The sequence below is a fragment of the Sciscionella marina DSM 45152 genome (assembly GCF_000379465.1).
In the GTDB taxonomy this organism is placed as follows: domain Bacteria; phylum Actinomycetota; class Actinomycetes; order Mycobacteriales; family Pseudonocardiaceae; genus Sciscionella; species Sciscionella marina.
Window position 1 is genome coordinate 133857 of record NZ_KB905465.1, and the last position, 12705, is coordinate 146561.

Below are 12705 nucleotides of genomic sequence, written 5' to 3' on the forward strand. Positions count from 1 at the left end.
ACCGCCCTCGGACAGGCGGCCGGGACGGGACAGAGAGGATGTGCCGGATGAGCGACCGAACAACGGCGGTGGACCAGCTCGCGAAGGCCGCGTACCGACTCAGCGCGGCCGATTCCCGGCTGCGCGGCCGGGCCACCCGCGTACCCGGCGCGCTGTCCCTGGCACACGCACGCGCGCTGAAGAGCCTCGCCGAGCACGGCCCGATGACCGTCGGCAAGCTGGCCGCCCAGGTGGAAACCACCGGGGCCGCGGTGACCCAGCTGGTCACCGGGCTGGTCACCGCAGGATTCGTCACCAGAGAGCGCCTGCGGTCCGGGGACCGGCGCACCACCACCGTCGCACTCACCGAGGCCGGGCTGGCCCGGCACCGGGAACGCGAACAGGTGGTCACCGAAGGGCTGACCGAACTGCTGCACGAGCTGGACGCGGACTCGATCGAGACGGCCGCGAACGTGCTCGATCAGCTCGCGGTCCTCTACGACCGGCTCTGAATCACGACCGGCTCTGAATCACGACCGGCTCTGAATCACGACCGGCCCCTGCCCGCGCGGTTAGCACGACCGCCGGAAATCGGCCAGGAAACTCACCCTCGTGTCCGGGGAATCGTCCGGGCGAACTCGCGCTGAACCCCAGGAACACCACGTTCGGTGCAGAATGCGGTGACGGGCAGAGTGAGGGGAGCCACCATATGCCGCAGCCGAGCGAGAATGCCAGACCGGAAAACCGAATCGAAACGGTCGCCGAGCGCACCAGGGCGAAACTCGGCGAGCTTTCCCCGAGCGAACGCAAAGTCGGCCGGATACTGCTCGCCGCCTATCCCATCGCCGGCCTCGAAACGGTTTCCGAATTGGCCAAACGGGCCGGGGTGAGCGCGCCGACCGTGCTGCGATTCGCCGCACGCCTCGGATTCGGCAGCTATCCCGCCTTCCAGGACGCGCTGCACCGCGAGGTGCACGAGCTGCTCGGCGCGGGACCGCACCTGGCGCCGATCCCGGACTGCGACGGGCCCCAGCTCACCGAGGCGCACGGCCGCTATCAGGAGACGATCACCGCGACGTTCAGTGCGCTGCCCGCCGCCGAGCTCGAACGCGCGGCCGAACTGCTCGCCGATCCCAGGCTGCGCGTGCACCTGCTCGCCGGCCGGTTCGGCACCTGCCTCGCCGACTACCTGTGGAACCAGTTGCTGCTGGTGCGCAAGGACGTGCTGCTCATCCCGGAGAACGAGCCCTACCGCACGAGCACCCTGCTCGATCTGGGCCGCCGGGACACGCTGATCGTGTTCGACTTCCGCCGCTACGACACCGCGATCGTGGACTACGCGCGCCGGGCCCAGGCGGGCGGCGCGCACATCGTGCTGTGCACCGATCCCCGGATGTCCCCCGCCGCCGAGGTGGCCGAGGTCGTGCTCTCCGCCCGGATCGAGGGACTGACCCCGTTCGATTCGCTCGTGCCCGCCTGCGCGGTGGTCGAAGTGCTCACCGCCGCGGTCGCCGAACGCATCGGCAATCCCGCACGCGCCAGGCTGCACCGGATCGAAGCGATGCGCGCGTTCACTGAACCGACCGGTTGATCCCGCCGCGCAGCTGCCGCGAGAACACGGCCGTGACCAGCAGTACCGCGCCGATTCCCGCGACCACGTACCCCAGCACATGCATGCCCTCGGTCGGTGTCCTGCCGGTCTGGGCGAGTTCGATCACCGCGGCCGCGATGTTCGCGCCGATGTACTGCGAGGTGCGGTAGAGCCCGGAAGCCGCGCCCGCTTGCTCGGCCGGCGCGGCCGCGTACACCGCCGACTGGTTGCCGATGGAGTTGAAGCCGTTCGGCAGGCCGAGTACCGCGGCCACCCCGAACAACAGCGCGAGCGGGGTGTCCCTGGCGACGAGGGCGAGCAGGCAGGCACCGGCCAGCAGCCCGGTGGAACCGATCACCAGCAGCGGCCGGATCCCGTTCCGGCGCTGCATGCGCGAGGCGATGGTGACCACGACGACGCCGAGCGCGGCGAGCGGGAGCATGACGAGTCCGGCGAGCCCGGTGTCCAGTCCACGGCCCGATTCGAGCCAGGAGGGCATCCCGTAGAAGATCAGATAGAAGGCCACGTAGGTCAGCGCGGTGCGAGCATAGGTCGCGCGCAGGCTGGGATCGGTGAGCAGCCGCAGATCCAGGAACGGCCGGGCGGCGGCGCGTTCGCGGACGAAGAGCACGACACCGAGCAGCACCGTGATCGGCAACAGGTACCACTGCGGAGTTTCCGCGAGCGAGAGCAGGAACAGCATCAGCGCCGACATCGTCGCGGTGAACAGCACCAGGCCGGAACCGTCCACAGTGGACAGCTTGCGCAACACCCCGCTGCGCTGCTCGTCGGCGGGCAGATAACGCACCGCGAAGAACACGGCGACCGCGATGAGCGGCAGGTTCACCAGGAAGATCGACTGCCAGCCCGCGAACTGTACGAGCAGGCCGCCCAGTGGCGGGCCGAGCGCGACCGCGACCTGACCGGCGATCGCGAGCACCCCGATGCCACCGACCGCATTGCCGATTCCATGCCGGTCGGCGTAGGCCCGGATCATCGCGATCCCCGCCGGATACGGCGCCGCCGTCCCGATGCCGAGCAGCACCCGCAGGGCGATGAGCACCCCGATGTTCGGCGCGAACGGGGCGAGCACCGAGCTGATCGCCACGATGGCCAGTCCGCCGAAGAACACCTTGCGCGGGCCCAGAATGTCCGCGAGCCTGCCCATCAGCGGAGCCCCGACCGCGGTCGCCAGGTAGAGCCCGGAGATCAGCCAGGAAACCGAGGCGCCCGCGTGGAACGAGGAACGGATACCGACCAGCGCGACCGCGATCATCGAGGAGTTCAGTGCCTGCAGCAGGGTGCCGAACGCGATCGGCACCACCAGCTTGGCGGGGACCTTCGGTGCGCGCGCCGCGTCCTGGCGCGCGTTCGATCGCATCGGTGTCACTTTCCTTCGTCTTGACTCATTGCTGAGCATGGCTCACTAATGTGTGCCGGCGCAAATCGGAATACTCCGGACACGAGCGGTGGTTATGCTCGTCTGGGTCCGATGTATGGCGATACGAAAAGGACGAACGTGACAGCCACCCAGGCTATCGACCAGACCAGAAACCACCCGCTCCGCACCAGAATCAGGTTCGCCTTGATCCTCGGCGCGCTCACCGCATTCGCGCCGCTCTCGATCGACATGTACCTGCCCGCACTTCCCGCACTGCGTAACGAGTTTCACAGTTCCGAATCGCTCGTGCAGCTCACCCTCACCGCCTGTGTCGTCGGTCTCGGCGTCGGCCAGCTGATCGCCGGTCCGCTCTCCGATTCGCTCGGCAGGCGCCGCCCGCTGCTGGTCGGGCTCGGCATCTACGCGCTCGCCTCACTCGCCTGCGCGTTCGCCCCTTCGGTCCCCGCGCTCATCGGTCTGCGGCTGGTGCAGGCGCTCGCCGGGTCGGCCGGGCTGGTGATCGCCCGTGCCGTGGTGCGCGATCTGTTCTCCGGCAAGGCGATGGCCAAGTTCTTCTCCATGCTCATGCTCGTCAATGGGCTCGCCCCGATCCTGGCCCCGGTGCTCGGCGGTCAGCTGCTGCGGGTCACCACCTGGCGCGGGGTGTTCGTGGTGCTCACCGTCGTCGGGGTGCTGCTGCTCGCGACCACCGTGTTCACCCTCCCGGAAACCCTGCCGCACGAACGGCGCGGTGCCGGGAAGGTGAGCGCGACCCTGCGTACCTATCTGCGCCTGGTCACCGACCGCGGCCTGCTCTCCTGCGTGCTCGTCGCAGGCATCTCGTTCGGCGCGCTGTTCACCTACGTGAGCAGTTCCTCGTTCGTCCTGCAGTCCGGATACCACCTGAGCCCCCAGCAGTTCAGCTTCGTGTTCGGCGCGAACTCCATCGGCATCGTGTTGTTCGGCCAGCTCAACGGCAGGCTGGTCGGCCGCTTCTCGCCCCGGGCCCTGCTCGGCGCCGGGCTCGGGATCTCCGCGGTGGCCGGGCTGCTGCTCGTGCTCGCCGTGCTGTTCGGCGCCGGGCTGGCCGTGGTGCTCGTGCCGATGTGGGTATCGGTCTCCTCGGTCGGGATGATCATGCCCAACGCGAGCACGCTGGCGCTGTCCGATTACCCGGATTCGGCGGGCTCGGCCTCCGCGCTGCTCGGTTTCGGGCAGTTCCTCATCGGTGGGGTCACCGCCCCGATCATCGGTCTCGGCGGCGCGAACCCACTCCCGATGGCCGGGTCCATCTGCGGTTTCGCCCTGATCGCACTGCTCGTATACCACACCATGGTCAAGCCGGCCACGCGCTGATCATTCGACGGCTGAATTCGACGGCTGAAATTCGAGGGCGCAGCACCGAGTCACTGTGTACAGTCCCGCCCATGCTCGAACTGGCGCTCGATGAGGACATCCGGCTCACCTCACTGGAACCGTGGCAGGCGGCGGAATTCGCCGAGTTCATCGCCACGCACCGGGAACACCTGGGCCGGTGGCTGCCGTGGGCGAACACGATCACCGATACCGAGGGTGCCCGGGCCTGGCTGGCCGATTACGCCGAGAAACAGCGCGCCGATTCCGCCCGCGTCTACGCACTGCGCGACCGGGGAACCATGCTCGGCGGGGCGGTGTTCCGGGTGTTCAGCGCCGAACTGGGATTCTGCGAACTGGGCGTGTGGCTCGCCCCGCACGCCCAGGGGCGCGGGCTCATCACCCGGACCGCGATCGCGATGATCGACTGGGCGGTCACGGTGCGCGGCATCGCACGGGTGGAATGGCGCTCCGTCTCCGCCAATGAGCGCAGTATCGCGGTTGCCGGGCGGCTCGGCATGCACCGCGACGGGGTGCTGCGCGAGGCGGTTCCGCGCGACGGTCAGCGCCTGGACATCGAGGTGTGGTCGCTGCTCGGGCACGAATGGCCGGCCATGCGCGCCAAGCTCATCGGCCGCTGTAGCTGATCGATTCGAGGCTGCGCCCGGTCGTGCGCGGCCCGAGCACGGCAACATCCACGATCACCAGCACCATCGCGGCGACGATCACCGCGAACAGCGAGGCCGATCCCGCCAGGTCGAGCACCGGGACCAGCAGGAACGGCATCGCCGCATTGGTGAGCCTGCTGATCGAGTAGGCGCTTCCGGCTGCCGTGGCCCGCACCGAGGTCGGGAAGATCTCGACCTCGTAGGCGTGGTACGCATTGGAGAAGACGTTCGAGGAAAGCGTGTAGCAGAACCCGAACACTGCGATGAGCACCGCGCTCGTGGTGAAACCGAAGGCGAGCCCGAACGCGATCATCGCCAGCGCGCCACCGCACACCAGCCACTTGCGCTCACCGCGTTCCATGATCGGCACCGAGAGCAGCGAACCGACCGGATAGCCGAGGTAGGACAGCGCCGTATAGGTCAGCGTCGAGGTGACCTCGAATCCCTTCTGCTGCAACACGAGCGGCACCATCGTGCCGAACCCGTAGTAGCCGACCGTCTGGAACACGTGGAAAATCCACAGCATCACGGTCCGCTTGCGCCACTGCCCCGCGAACAGCTGGCGCAGCGAGAGCCGCTCGCGTTCGGGTTCGAGCTCCACCGGTTCCCTGGCCCTGTCCCCGGCCAGCCGCTCGAACCGCCTGGTCGCCTCGTCCGCTTCCGCTTGCCTGCCAACGGATTCCAGCCAGCGCGGCGATTCCGGGAGGGTGCGGCGCAGGAACCAGATCAGCACCGCGCCCACTGCGCCCGCGCCGAGCAGCCAGCGCCAGCCTGCGATACCGAGCGGTGCGGCGGGAGCCAGCGCCATACCGGCGAACCCGGCGACCGGCATACCGCAGAAGCCGACCGTGAAAGCCAGTGCCACGAACCGGCCGCGTACCGCCGAGGGCAGCAGATCCGCCAGATAGACCGCGCCGAGCGGAAGTTCCGCGCCGATCCCGACCCCGGCGAGGAACCGCGCCACGATCAGCAGCTCCACCGAATTCGAGAACGCACCGAGCAGCGAGAACACCGAGTACACCGCGAGGGTGGCCAGGAACGCCGTCCGCCGCCCGATCCGGTCCGCGACCCGGGACATGATCAGCGCGCCGAAGAACGAGCCGACATAGACCGAGGCCAGGAGCAGCTTCTTCGCCGTGGCACTGCCACCGAGCTCCTCGGTGAGCGTCACGGCGAGAATCCCGGAGAGGAAGGACTCATAGAGATCGAAGAAGAAACCGATCCCGATGACCATCGTCGCCTTGCGGTGCAAGGCCGTTATCGGGAGCGCGTTCAGCCGCGCCGCAACCGAGAAATCCGCCACGTGTCCGTCCAACCATTGACCGACAGCCGCCTACCGCGGCCAGTTCGACTTCGGCATGCTAACCGGTTGCCCGGAGCCGGAGAGCCCCGGCTGGCACACTTCCCGCTCAGTGGGAAGCCGGAAATTCTGTCCTCACCGAAGACATCTGGCCCACCCGGCGGCGCCGTCCTAGACTCGCCGGATGACCGCGATCCGAGCCGCGCGCGTCGGCGATGCCGAGGAACTGTCCACAGTGGCCAGGGACGCCTACGCGCACTACGCGGACCGGATGGGCAAGGAACCGGCGCCGATGCGGGAGGACTACCTGGCCGCCATCGAAACCGGCGGGGTCTGGGTGGCCGAAGACGACCGGGCACTCCTCGGCCTGCTCGTGCTCAAGTTCGAGCCGGATCATCTGCTCCTGGACAACATCGCGGTATCCCGCGAGGTACGCGGCACCGGGCTCGGCGCCCGGCTGCTGGCGTTCACCGAGGAACGGGCGCGCGAGCACGGCCTTCCGGAAATCCGGCTCTACACCAACGAAGCCATGACCGAGAACCTGAGTTACTACCCGCGGCACGGCTATGTGGAGACACACCGTGGCGTCCAGAACGGCTACCGCCGGGTGTTCTTCTCCAAGCACCTGTAGCCGCCGCAACCGAGCCGAGGATGAGGACGAGAAACCATGGTCGAGTATCTGCCCCCGCCCCGCACCCTGCTCAGCGGACTGGCCATGGTCGAGTCCGCCCGGTGGCACGACGGCCGGTTGTGGTTCGCCCACTGGGGTGTCGGCGAGGTCGTCGCCGTGGACATGGACGGCAATGCCGAGGTGATGGCCGCGGGCCCGCCGAGGATGGGGTGGTCGCTCGACTGGTTGCCCGACGGGCGCCTGGTCACGACCGGACCGGAGGTGACCCGCCGGGAACCGGACGGGACACCGGTGACGCACTGTGAACAGGGCGGCAACGAGATCGTGCTCGATCCGCGGGGACACATGTACGTCAACGGTTTCGATTTCGATTTCCTCGGCGGCGGGGCACCGGAGCCGGGCTGGATCAACCTCGTCGCGGCCGACGGGTCCTACCGGCAGGTGGCCGACGGCATCGAGTTCCCCAACGGGATGGTGGTGACCCCGGACGGTTCCACCCTGGTCGTGGCCGAGTCGTTCGCCGGGCGGCTCAGCGCGTTCGACATCCGGGAGGACGGCGCGCTCACCGGCCGCCGGGTATGGGCGCAGGATCTGGGCCCGGACGGCATCTGCGTCGACGCCGAATCGGCGATCTGGACGCAGACCGCCGACACCGCCGCACACGCCGGTGATCCGGACGCTCCCGCCGGAGCGTGCGTCCGGGTGCTCGACGGCGGCAGGATCACCCACCGCATCGAAACCGAACTGCCCTGCTTCGCGGTCACCCTCGGCGGGCCGGAGGGACGCCACCTGTTCCTGCTCTGCAACGAATTCGAGGGGGTCGACCAGCTGCAGGCGGTACAGTCGCGGCGCTCCGCCCGGATTCTCGTGACCGAGGCGCCGGTGCCCGGGGCGAACTGAGTCCGGCGCGGCGCGCTCAGTTCTCGAGCCGAACGGTGACCGTCACCTTTCCCGATTCGTCGCGGTGCGCGATCGCGTGACCGTCGCGTACGGCGCCGTCCAGCTCGAGCGAGATCGGCCCGCCCGGATCGGTGAAGTTGCGCCACCAGTTCTTCGTATCCGGCATCCGGACCCCGATCCGGACCGTGTCTCCGTGCCGCCGGTATCCCACCGGGGTGCTGAACTTCCGGCCCGAGCGCCTGCCGGTGTAGGTGACGACGGCGATGCGCCTGCCGACCAGTTTTCCCCACCGCGGGGACGAGTGCAGTGCACCGACCCGTGCGTTGAACCACTCGACGGCACGTTCGATCGGTGGTGCTACGGAGCGCATGGAACCTCCAGGGCAGAGTGATCGGGAACCGGCACGCCTACGGCGTAGCCGGGGTCATCCGGCGAGCTCACCGAGCTCCCCTTCGCACAGCGCGTCCGCGGAAACCTCGGTTCCGTTGTCCACCAAGGCTTGCAGTGCGTCCCCGTCGTCCCAGAGGTTCACGTTCATCGCCGCGCGGACGGCTCCCTCGCGCAGCCAGAAGGCGATGAATTCCCGGTCGGCCAGCGATCCGCGCACCACCAGCTCGTCCTTGCCCGGATCGGCCAGCCCGCGGTACTCGCAGCCGAGCTCGTACTGATCGGTGAAGAAATAGGGCGCGGCGGTGTAGTCGCCCGCCTCGCCGAGGATCGCCGAGGCGGCGTGGATGCCCTGGTCCTTGGCATTGGACCAGTGCTCCACCCGCACCCGGGTGCCGTATCGCGGATGGTCGTGCGCGGCGATGTCCCCGATGGCGTAGATCTCCGGAACGGAGGTGCGCAGCGCGGAGTCGACGGCGACCGCTCCCCCGGCGATCTGGATCCCCGCGGCCTCGGCGAGTTCGATGCGCGGCTGCGCGCCGACGGCGAGCACGACGACATCGGCGGGCAGTTCGCTGCCGTCGTCGAGCCGCACCGAGCGCACCGCCGCGTCCCCGGTGAACCCTTGGACACTGCGGCCGAACCGGAACTCGACACCGTTCTCGGTGTGCAACCGGGTGAACACCTCGGCGATCTCGTCCCCGAGCACGCCGAGCAGCGGAGCAGGCCCCTGCTCGACGACGGTGACGGCGGTGCCGTGCTTGCGTGCGGCCGCCGCGACCTCGCAACCGATCCAGCCGGCGCCGATCACCACGAGCCGGGCGCCCTCGGTGAAGGTCTCGCGCAGCGCGAGCGCGTCCTCCAGGGTGCGCAGGGTGTGCAGGCCGGAGAGCTCGATTCCCGGCACGGCAAGGGTTTTCGGCCGTGACCCGGTGGCGAGCACGGCCGCGTCATAGGCGTAGCTGCCGCCCGCGGCGTCGAGTACGGTGTGCTCCTCGGTGAGCAGCCGGGTGACGTCGGTCCCGGTGCGCAGGTCGATGTCGAAGTCGCGGTAGAAGCTCGGCTCCCGCACCCAGTCGGGCTCGTCCGCCTCGCCGAGCAGGATGCCCTTGCTCAGCGGGGGCAGTTCATAGGGCTGGTGGCGCTGCGCGGAAAGCAGCGTCACCGCGCCGTCGTAATCGCGCTCGCGCAGCTGCGCGGCGGCACTCGCCCCGGCCAGACCGGCACCGACAATGACAATCCGCGACACCATGGCATACCTCCGTAGTCGAAATGTCCGCCAATCGGGTGATGAACAAGCAGAACGGTCGCTACTCGCGTCATCCATGCCTTCTGCCATGCTCTCACCTCCGCAACGGGACGCAGCAGGGGAAGGTGAACCGACCGTGTCGAATCAGTGGCGGCTGCACTATCGGGACATCTCCGGCCGCAAGCGCGAGCTGAAAGTGGTCTCCGAGCCCTCTTCGGTGACGCTGCTGCTGCCGACCGGCGATCGTGCGACCTTCACCCCGCTCGAGATCGGCAGGCTGCGCGCGGCGCTGCGGGATGCCGCCGCCGAGGCGACCGCGGCCGCCGAGGCCATCGTGTGGCACCCGAACCGGTAACCATGACGGATGTAATCGGGACGAATCAGCTGTCTGTCGCCACCGGGCCGGGGCCGGGACGGCATGATGTGCCCTATGCGACCCGCAAACGTTCCCTCCGCGGAGCACAGTAAGCAGTTACGGCTGCGCAATCCGGCCCACCGGGTGAGTCCGAAAGCCAAGCGCATGTGGCTGGTCGAGGGCTCGATCGGCTGGCTGGTACTGCTCGTGCTCGAGGTCCTCGCGGTCACGCTCGACTGGTTCCCCGGCCTGCCGACGGCGATCCGGGTGCTGATCCTGGCCGTCACCGTGCTGGCCGCCGCGGCACATCTGACCCTGATGCCGCTGATCCGCTACCGCGTGCACCGCTGGGAAACCACCGGCGAGGCGGTGTACACCCAGAGCGGCTGGCTGAACGTCGAATGGCGGATCGCCCCGGTCTCACGCATCCAGACCGTGGACACCAAGCGGGATCCGATCGAGCGGATGTTCGGGCTCTCCTCGGTCACCGTGACCACCGCCTCCGCTGCCGGGCCGGTGCGGATCAAGGGGCTCGACCACGAGATCGCGATGTCGCTCGCCGATGAACTGACCGCGACCACCGCGAGCAGCGCGGGAGACGCGACATGAGCGCGCCGCAGGCGGCACCGGAACAGCCCTGGCGACGGCTCAACCCCAGGATGATCGTGGTGCGCCCGATGCACGACGGGATCACCCTGGTGCCCGTGCTGTTCTTCTACCTCGTCTTCGGCGAGGGTGACCGGCTCAAGATCATCCTGTCCTGCGCGGCGTTCGTGCTGCTGCTCGCGCACGGGCTCGCGCACTGGTACCTGACCACCTACCGGATCGATGCCGAACAGGTGCAACTGCGCACCGGACTGGTCTCGCGCAAACGCCTCTCGGTGCGCACCGACCGCATCCGCACGGTCGAGACCACGGCCAAGTTCGGGCACCGGATCTTCGGCCTCGAAGCGGTGCGCATCGGGACCGGTCAGCAGGTCAAGGAACACGAGGACGAGCTCAAACTCGACGCGATCACCAAGACCGAGGCCGAACGGCTGCGCCTGACCCTGCTGGATCGCGGCCGGAAAGCCCGGGCGGCCCCGGAACTCGGCACCGAATCCGCCACCGACCCCACACAACCGGTGCCGCAGCGCGCCGAGGGCACCGTACTGGCCAGCATTCGGTGGGCCTGGCTGCGCTATGCCCCGCTCACCCTCACCGGGCTGACCGCCTCGGCCGTGATCATCGGCGTTTTCCTGCGCGCGCTCAACGAGCTCCAGGTCGATCCGGCCAGCGTCGGCGCCGTCGACTGGGCGGTGGACACCGTGCGGCGCAACAGCATTGTCGTGGATGTGCTGCTGATCCTCGCCGTACTGCTGGTGATCGTGGTCGTCGGCGGGCTGATCGGTTACGTGGTCCAGTTCAGCAACTACCGGCTCACCCGCGAACCGGACAAGACCATCCGGGTGCGCCGCGGCCTGATCACCACTCGCTCGATCACCGTCGAGGAAGCCAAACTGCGCGGGATCAGCGTGCGTGAACCGGCCCTGCTGCGGCTCGGCAAGGGAGCGCGGACCGTACTCATCGCCACCGGCATGAGCAAACGGGACCAGACCCCGCTGCTCGTTCCGCCCGCACCGAAACGGGTCGCGCACGACGTCACCCGGGATGTGCTGCGCACCGAACAGCCACCGACGGACGCGAAGCTGCTGCGGCATCCCCCGGCCGCGCTGCGCAGGAGGCTGGTGCGGGCGCTCGCCTTCGCCGCGGTGATCACCGGCGGGCTCGCAATCGCCGCGGCCGCGGGCGGACTTCCCGCGTGGCCATGGCAGCTCGCGCTGGTGCTCGTGCCGATCTGCCTGTGGCTGGGCTTCGACCGGTACCGTTCCCTCGGGCACGCGCTCTCCGGGCCGTACCTGGTCAGCCGGTCCGGATCGGCCCAGCGGGACACCACGGCACTGCAGCGCACCGGGGTCATCGGCTGGACCGTGCGGCAGTCCTTCTTCCAGCGCCGCTCCGGGCTGGTCACCCTCACCGCGACCAGCGCGGCGGGACGGGGCGCGTACCACGTGTTCGACCTGGACCAGGGCGAGGCGACCGCGTTCGCCGAAGCCGCCACTCCGGGCCTGCTCAGCCCCTTTCTCGAACCGGGTGCCAGCGAAGACGAACCAGCCGAGTTAGGCTCACCAGCGTGAATGACCATCTGGTATGGATCGACTGCGAGATGACCGGGCTCGACCTCGGGAACGACGCGCTCATCGAGATCGCCGCACTGGTCACCGATGCCGAGCTCAACGTGCTCGGGGACGGCGTGGACCTCGTGATCAGCGCACCCGAGGAGAAACTCGAGCGCATGCCCGATGTCGTGCGGGAAATGCACGCCAACTCCGGGCTCACCGAAGAGGTACGTGCCGCCACCGTCACTCTCGCCGAAGCCGAACAGGCCGTGCTCGACTACATCCGGCAGTACGTGCCCGAGGGCAAGAGCGCCCCGCTGGCGGGGAACTCCATCGCCACCGATCGCGGCTTCATCAGCAGGGACATGCCCACCCTCGACAGCTACCTGCACTACCGCATGGTCGACGTCTCCTCGGTCAAAGAGCTGTGCCGCCGCTGGTACCCGCGCATCTACTACGCTCAGCCCGACAAGGGCCTCGCACACCGCGCGCTCGCCGACATCAAGGAATCCATCAGGGAACTCGAGTACTACCGCAAGGCCGCTTTCGTCGCGCATCCCGGGCCGAGCACCGACGAGGCCAAGGCCATCGCGGCCGAACTCGCCGCCAAACCCCTCCCCGGTGACTGAGCCCGCGAGCGTTGCGCTAAGCTAGCCGAGCCGCGTGCGGCGATGGTGGGTGTAGCTCAGCAGGTAGAGCACCTGGTTGTGGTCCAGGAAGTCGCGGGTTCAAGTCCCGTCACTCACCCCAAA

Annotated in this window: 14 protein-coding genes and 1 tRNA gene; 11 read left to right on the forward strand and 4 right to left on the reverse strand. The window is 68.7% G+C overall.

Annotated elements, in window-relative coordinates; genetic code table 11:
• Positions 1–47 precede the first annotated feature (47 nt).
• Both A37U_RS0141120 and A37U_RS0141125 read left to right on the forward strand, forming a co-directional pair.
• Entirely contained in the window at positions 48–491 is a 444-nt protein-coding gene (locus tag A37U_RS0141120) for a MarR family winged helix-turn-helix transcriptional regulator (RefSeq protein ID WP_020502491.1), read from the forward strand.
• A 197-nt stretch (positions 492–688) separates the two neighbouring features.
• Positions 689–1570, forward strand: coding sequence for a MurR/RpiR family transcriptional regulator (locus A37U_RS0141125; RefSeq protein WP_020502492.1), 882 nt, complete (start codon positions 689–691; stop codon positions 1568–1570).
• On the opposite strand, the gene A37U_RS0141130 is transcribed toward A37U_RS0141125, so the two are convergent.
• The gene (locus tag A37U_RS0141130) at positions 1551–2951 is read right to left on the reverse strand and encodes an MFS transporter (RefSeq protein WP_020502493.1); all 1401 of its coding nucleotides are present in this window, start codon (positions 2949–2951) and stop codon (positions 1551–1553) included. The two genes, A37U_RS0141125 and A37U_RS0141130, sit on opposite strands and share 20 nt — an antisense overlap.
• A 111-nt stretch (positions 2952–3062) precedes the next feature.
• Here A37U_RS0141130 and A37U_RS0141135 point away from each other — a divergent pair, with 111 nt between their 5' ends.
• Together A37U_RS0141135 and A37U_RS0141140 are read left to right on the forward strand one after the other, a co-directional pair.
• Positions 3063–4307, forward strand: coding sequence for a Bcr/CflA family multidrug efflux MFS transporter (locus tag A37U_RS0141135; RefSeq protein WP_020502494.1), 1245 nt, complete (start codon positions 3063–3065; stop codon positions 4305–4307).
• Between the two features lie 71 nt (positions 4308–4378).
• On the forward strand, positions 4379–4951 hold the full coding sequence (locus tag A37U_RS0141140) for a GNAT family N-acetyltransferase (RefSeq protein WP_020502495.1): 573 nt from the start codon (positions 4379–4381) through the stop codon (positions 4949–4951).
• On the opposite strand, the gene A37U_RS0141145 is transcribed toward A37U_RS0141140, so the two are convergent.
• Entirely contained in the window at positions 4932–6275 is a 1344-nt protein-coding gene (locus tag A37U_RS0141145) for an MFS transporter (protein WP_020502496.1), read from the reverse strand. The two genes, A37U_RS0141140 and A37U_RS0141145, sit on opposite strands and share 20 nt — an antisense overlap.
• Before the next feature lie 181 nt (positions 6276–6456).
• Between A37U_RS0141145 and A37U_RS0141150 the strand changes: the two genes are divergently transcribed.
• A complete protein-coding gene (locus A37U_RS0141150; RefSeq protein WP_020502497.1) occupies positions 6457–6903 on the forward strand; it encodes a GNAT family N-acetyltransferase in 447 nt (148 codons plus the stop codon).
• Between the two features lie 36 nt (positions 6904–6939).
• Entirely contained in the window at positions 6940–7803 is an 864-nt protein-coding gene (locus tag A37U_RS0141155; RefSeq protein WP_020502498.1) for an SMP-30/gluconolactonase/LRE family protein, read from the forward strand.
• Positions 7804–7819: 16 nt separating this feature from the next.
• Here A37U_RS0141155 and A37U_RS0141160 read toward each other — a convergent pair whose 3' ends face one another.
• Together A37U_RS0141160 and A37U_RS0141165 are read right to left on the reverse strand one after the other, a co-directional pair.
• Positions 7820–8173 (reverse strand): nitroreductase/quinone reductase family protein, encoded by a 354-nt coding sequence (locus A37U_RS0141160; protein WP_020502499.1) that lies wholly within the window; start codon positions 8171–8173, stop codon positions 7820–7822.
• A 54-nt stretch (positions 8174–8227) separates the two neighbouring features.
• Positions 8228–9442 carry an NAD(P)/FAD-dependent oxidoreductase gene (locus A37U_RS0141165; RefSeq protein WP_020502500.1) on the reverse strand — a complete coding sequence of 405 codons (1215 nt, stop codon included), beginning with the start codon at positions 9440–9442 and terminating at the stop codon, positions 8228–8230.
• Between the two features lie 133 nt (positions 9443–9575).
• Between A37U_RS0141165 and A37U_RS0141170 the strand changes: the two genes are divergently transcribed.
• From A37U_RS0141170 to A37U_RS0141190, 5 genes are all read left to right on the forward strand, one after another.
• Positions 9576–9794: a hypothetical protein gene (locus A37U_RS0141170; RefSeq protein WP_020502501.1), complete on the forward strand. Its 219-nt coding sequence runs from the start codon at positions 9576–9578 to the stop codon at positions 9792–9794.
• A 75-nt stretch (positions 9795–9869) separates the two neighbouring features.
• On the forward strand, positions 9870–10403 hold the full coding sequence (locus A37U_RS0141175; protein ID WP_026198171.1) for a PH domain-containing protein: 534 nt from the start codon (positions 9870–9872) through the stop codon (positions 10401–10403).
• The gene (locus tag A37U_RS47870) at positions 10400–11971 is read left to right on the forward strand and encodes a PH domain-containing protein (protein WP_020502503.1); all 1572 of its coding nucleotides are present in this window, start codon (positions 10400–10402) and stop codon (positions 11969–11971) included. The genes A37U_RS0141175 and A37U_RS47870 overlap by 4 nt, the downstream gene beginning before the upstream one ends.
• Complete coding sequence (gene orn, locus A37U_RS0141185; protein ID WP_020502504.1) at positions 11968–12582, forward strand: oligoribonuclease; 615 nt, start codon at positions 11968–11970, stop codon at positions 12580–12582. Before A37U_RS47870 ends, orn begins: the two co-directional genes overlap by 4 nt.
• Before the next feature lie 45 nt (positions 12583–12627).
• Positions 12628–12703: transfer RNA gene (locus tag A37U_RS0141190), tRNA-His, on the forward strand.
• Positions 12704–12705 lie beyond the last annotated feature (2 nt).

What these genes read in the sequence shown, in the direction of transcription:
- A37U_RS0141175 (WP_026198171.1), top strand. Translation starts at nt 9,870, where the DNA reads ATGCGACCCGCAAACGTTCCCTCCGCGGAGCACAGTAAGCAGTTACGG.
- A37U_RS0141155 (WP_020502498.1), top strand. Translation starts at nt 6,940, where the DNA reads ATGGTCGAGTATCTGCCCCCGCCCCGCACCCTGCTCAGCGGACTGGCC.
- A37U_RS0141150 (WP_020502497.1), top strand. Translation starts at nt 6,457, where the DNA reads ATGACCGCGATCCGAGCCGCGCGCGTCGGCGATGCCGAGGAACTGTCC.
- A37U_RS0141160 (WP_020502499.1), bottom strand. Translation starts at nt 8,173, where the DNA reads ATGCGCTCCGTAGCACCACCGATCGAACGTGCCGTCGAGTGGTTCAAC.
- A37U_RS0141120 (WP_020502491.1), top strand. Translation starts at nt 48, where the DNA reads ATGAGCGACCGAACAACGGCGGTGGACCAGCTCGCGAAGGCCGCGTAC.
- A37U_RS0141135 (WP_020502494.1), top strand. Translation starts at nt 3,063, where the DNA reads ATGTATGGCGATACGAAAAGGACGAACGTGACAGCCACCCAGGCTATC.
- A37U_RS0141165 (WP_020502500.1), bottom strand. Translation starts at nt 9,442, where the DNA reads ATGGTGTCGCGGATTGTCATTGTCGGTGCCGGTCTGGCCGGGGCGAGT.
- A37U_RS0141125 (WP_020502492.1), top strand. Translation starts at nt 689, where the DNA reads ATGCCGCAGCCGAGCGAGAATGCCAGACCGGAAAACCGAATCGAAACG.
- A37U_RS0141140 (WP_020502495.1), top strand. Translation starts at nt 4,379, where the DNA reads ATGCTCGAACTGGCGCTCGATGAGGACATCCGGCTCACCTCACTGGAA.
- A37U_RS0141130 (WP_020502493.1), bottom strand. Translation starts at nt 2,951, where the DNA reads ATGCGATCGAACGCGCGCCAGGACGCGGCGCGCGCACCGAAGGTCCCC.
- A37U_RS47870 (WP_020502503.1), top strand. Translation starts at nt 10,400, where the DNA reads ATGAGCGCGCCGCAGGCGGCACCGGAACAGCCCTGGCGACGGCTCAAC.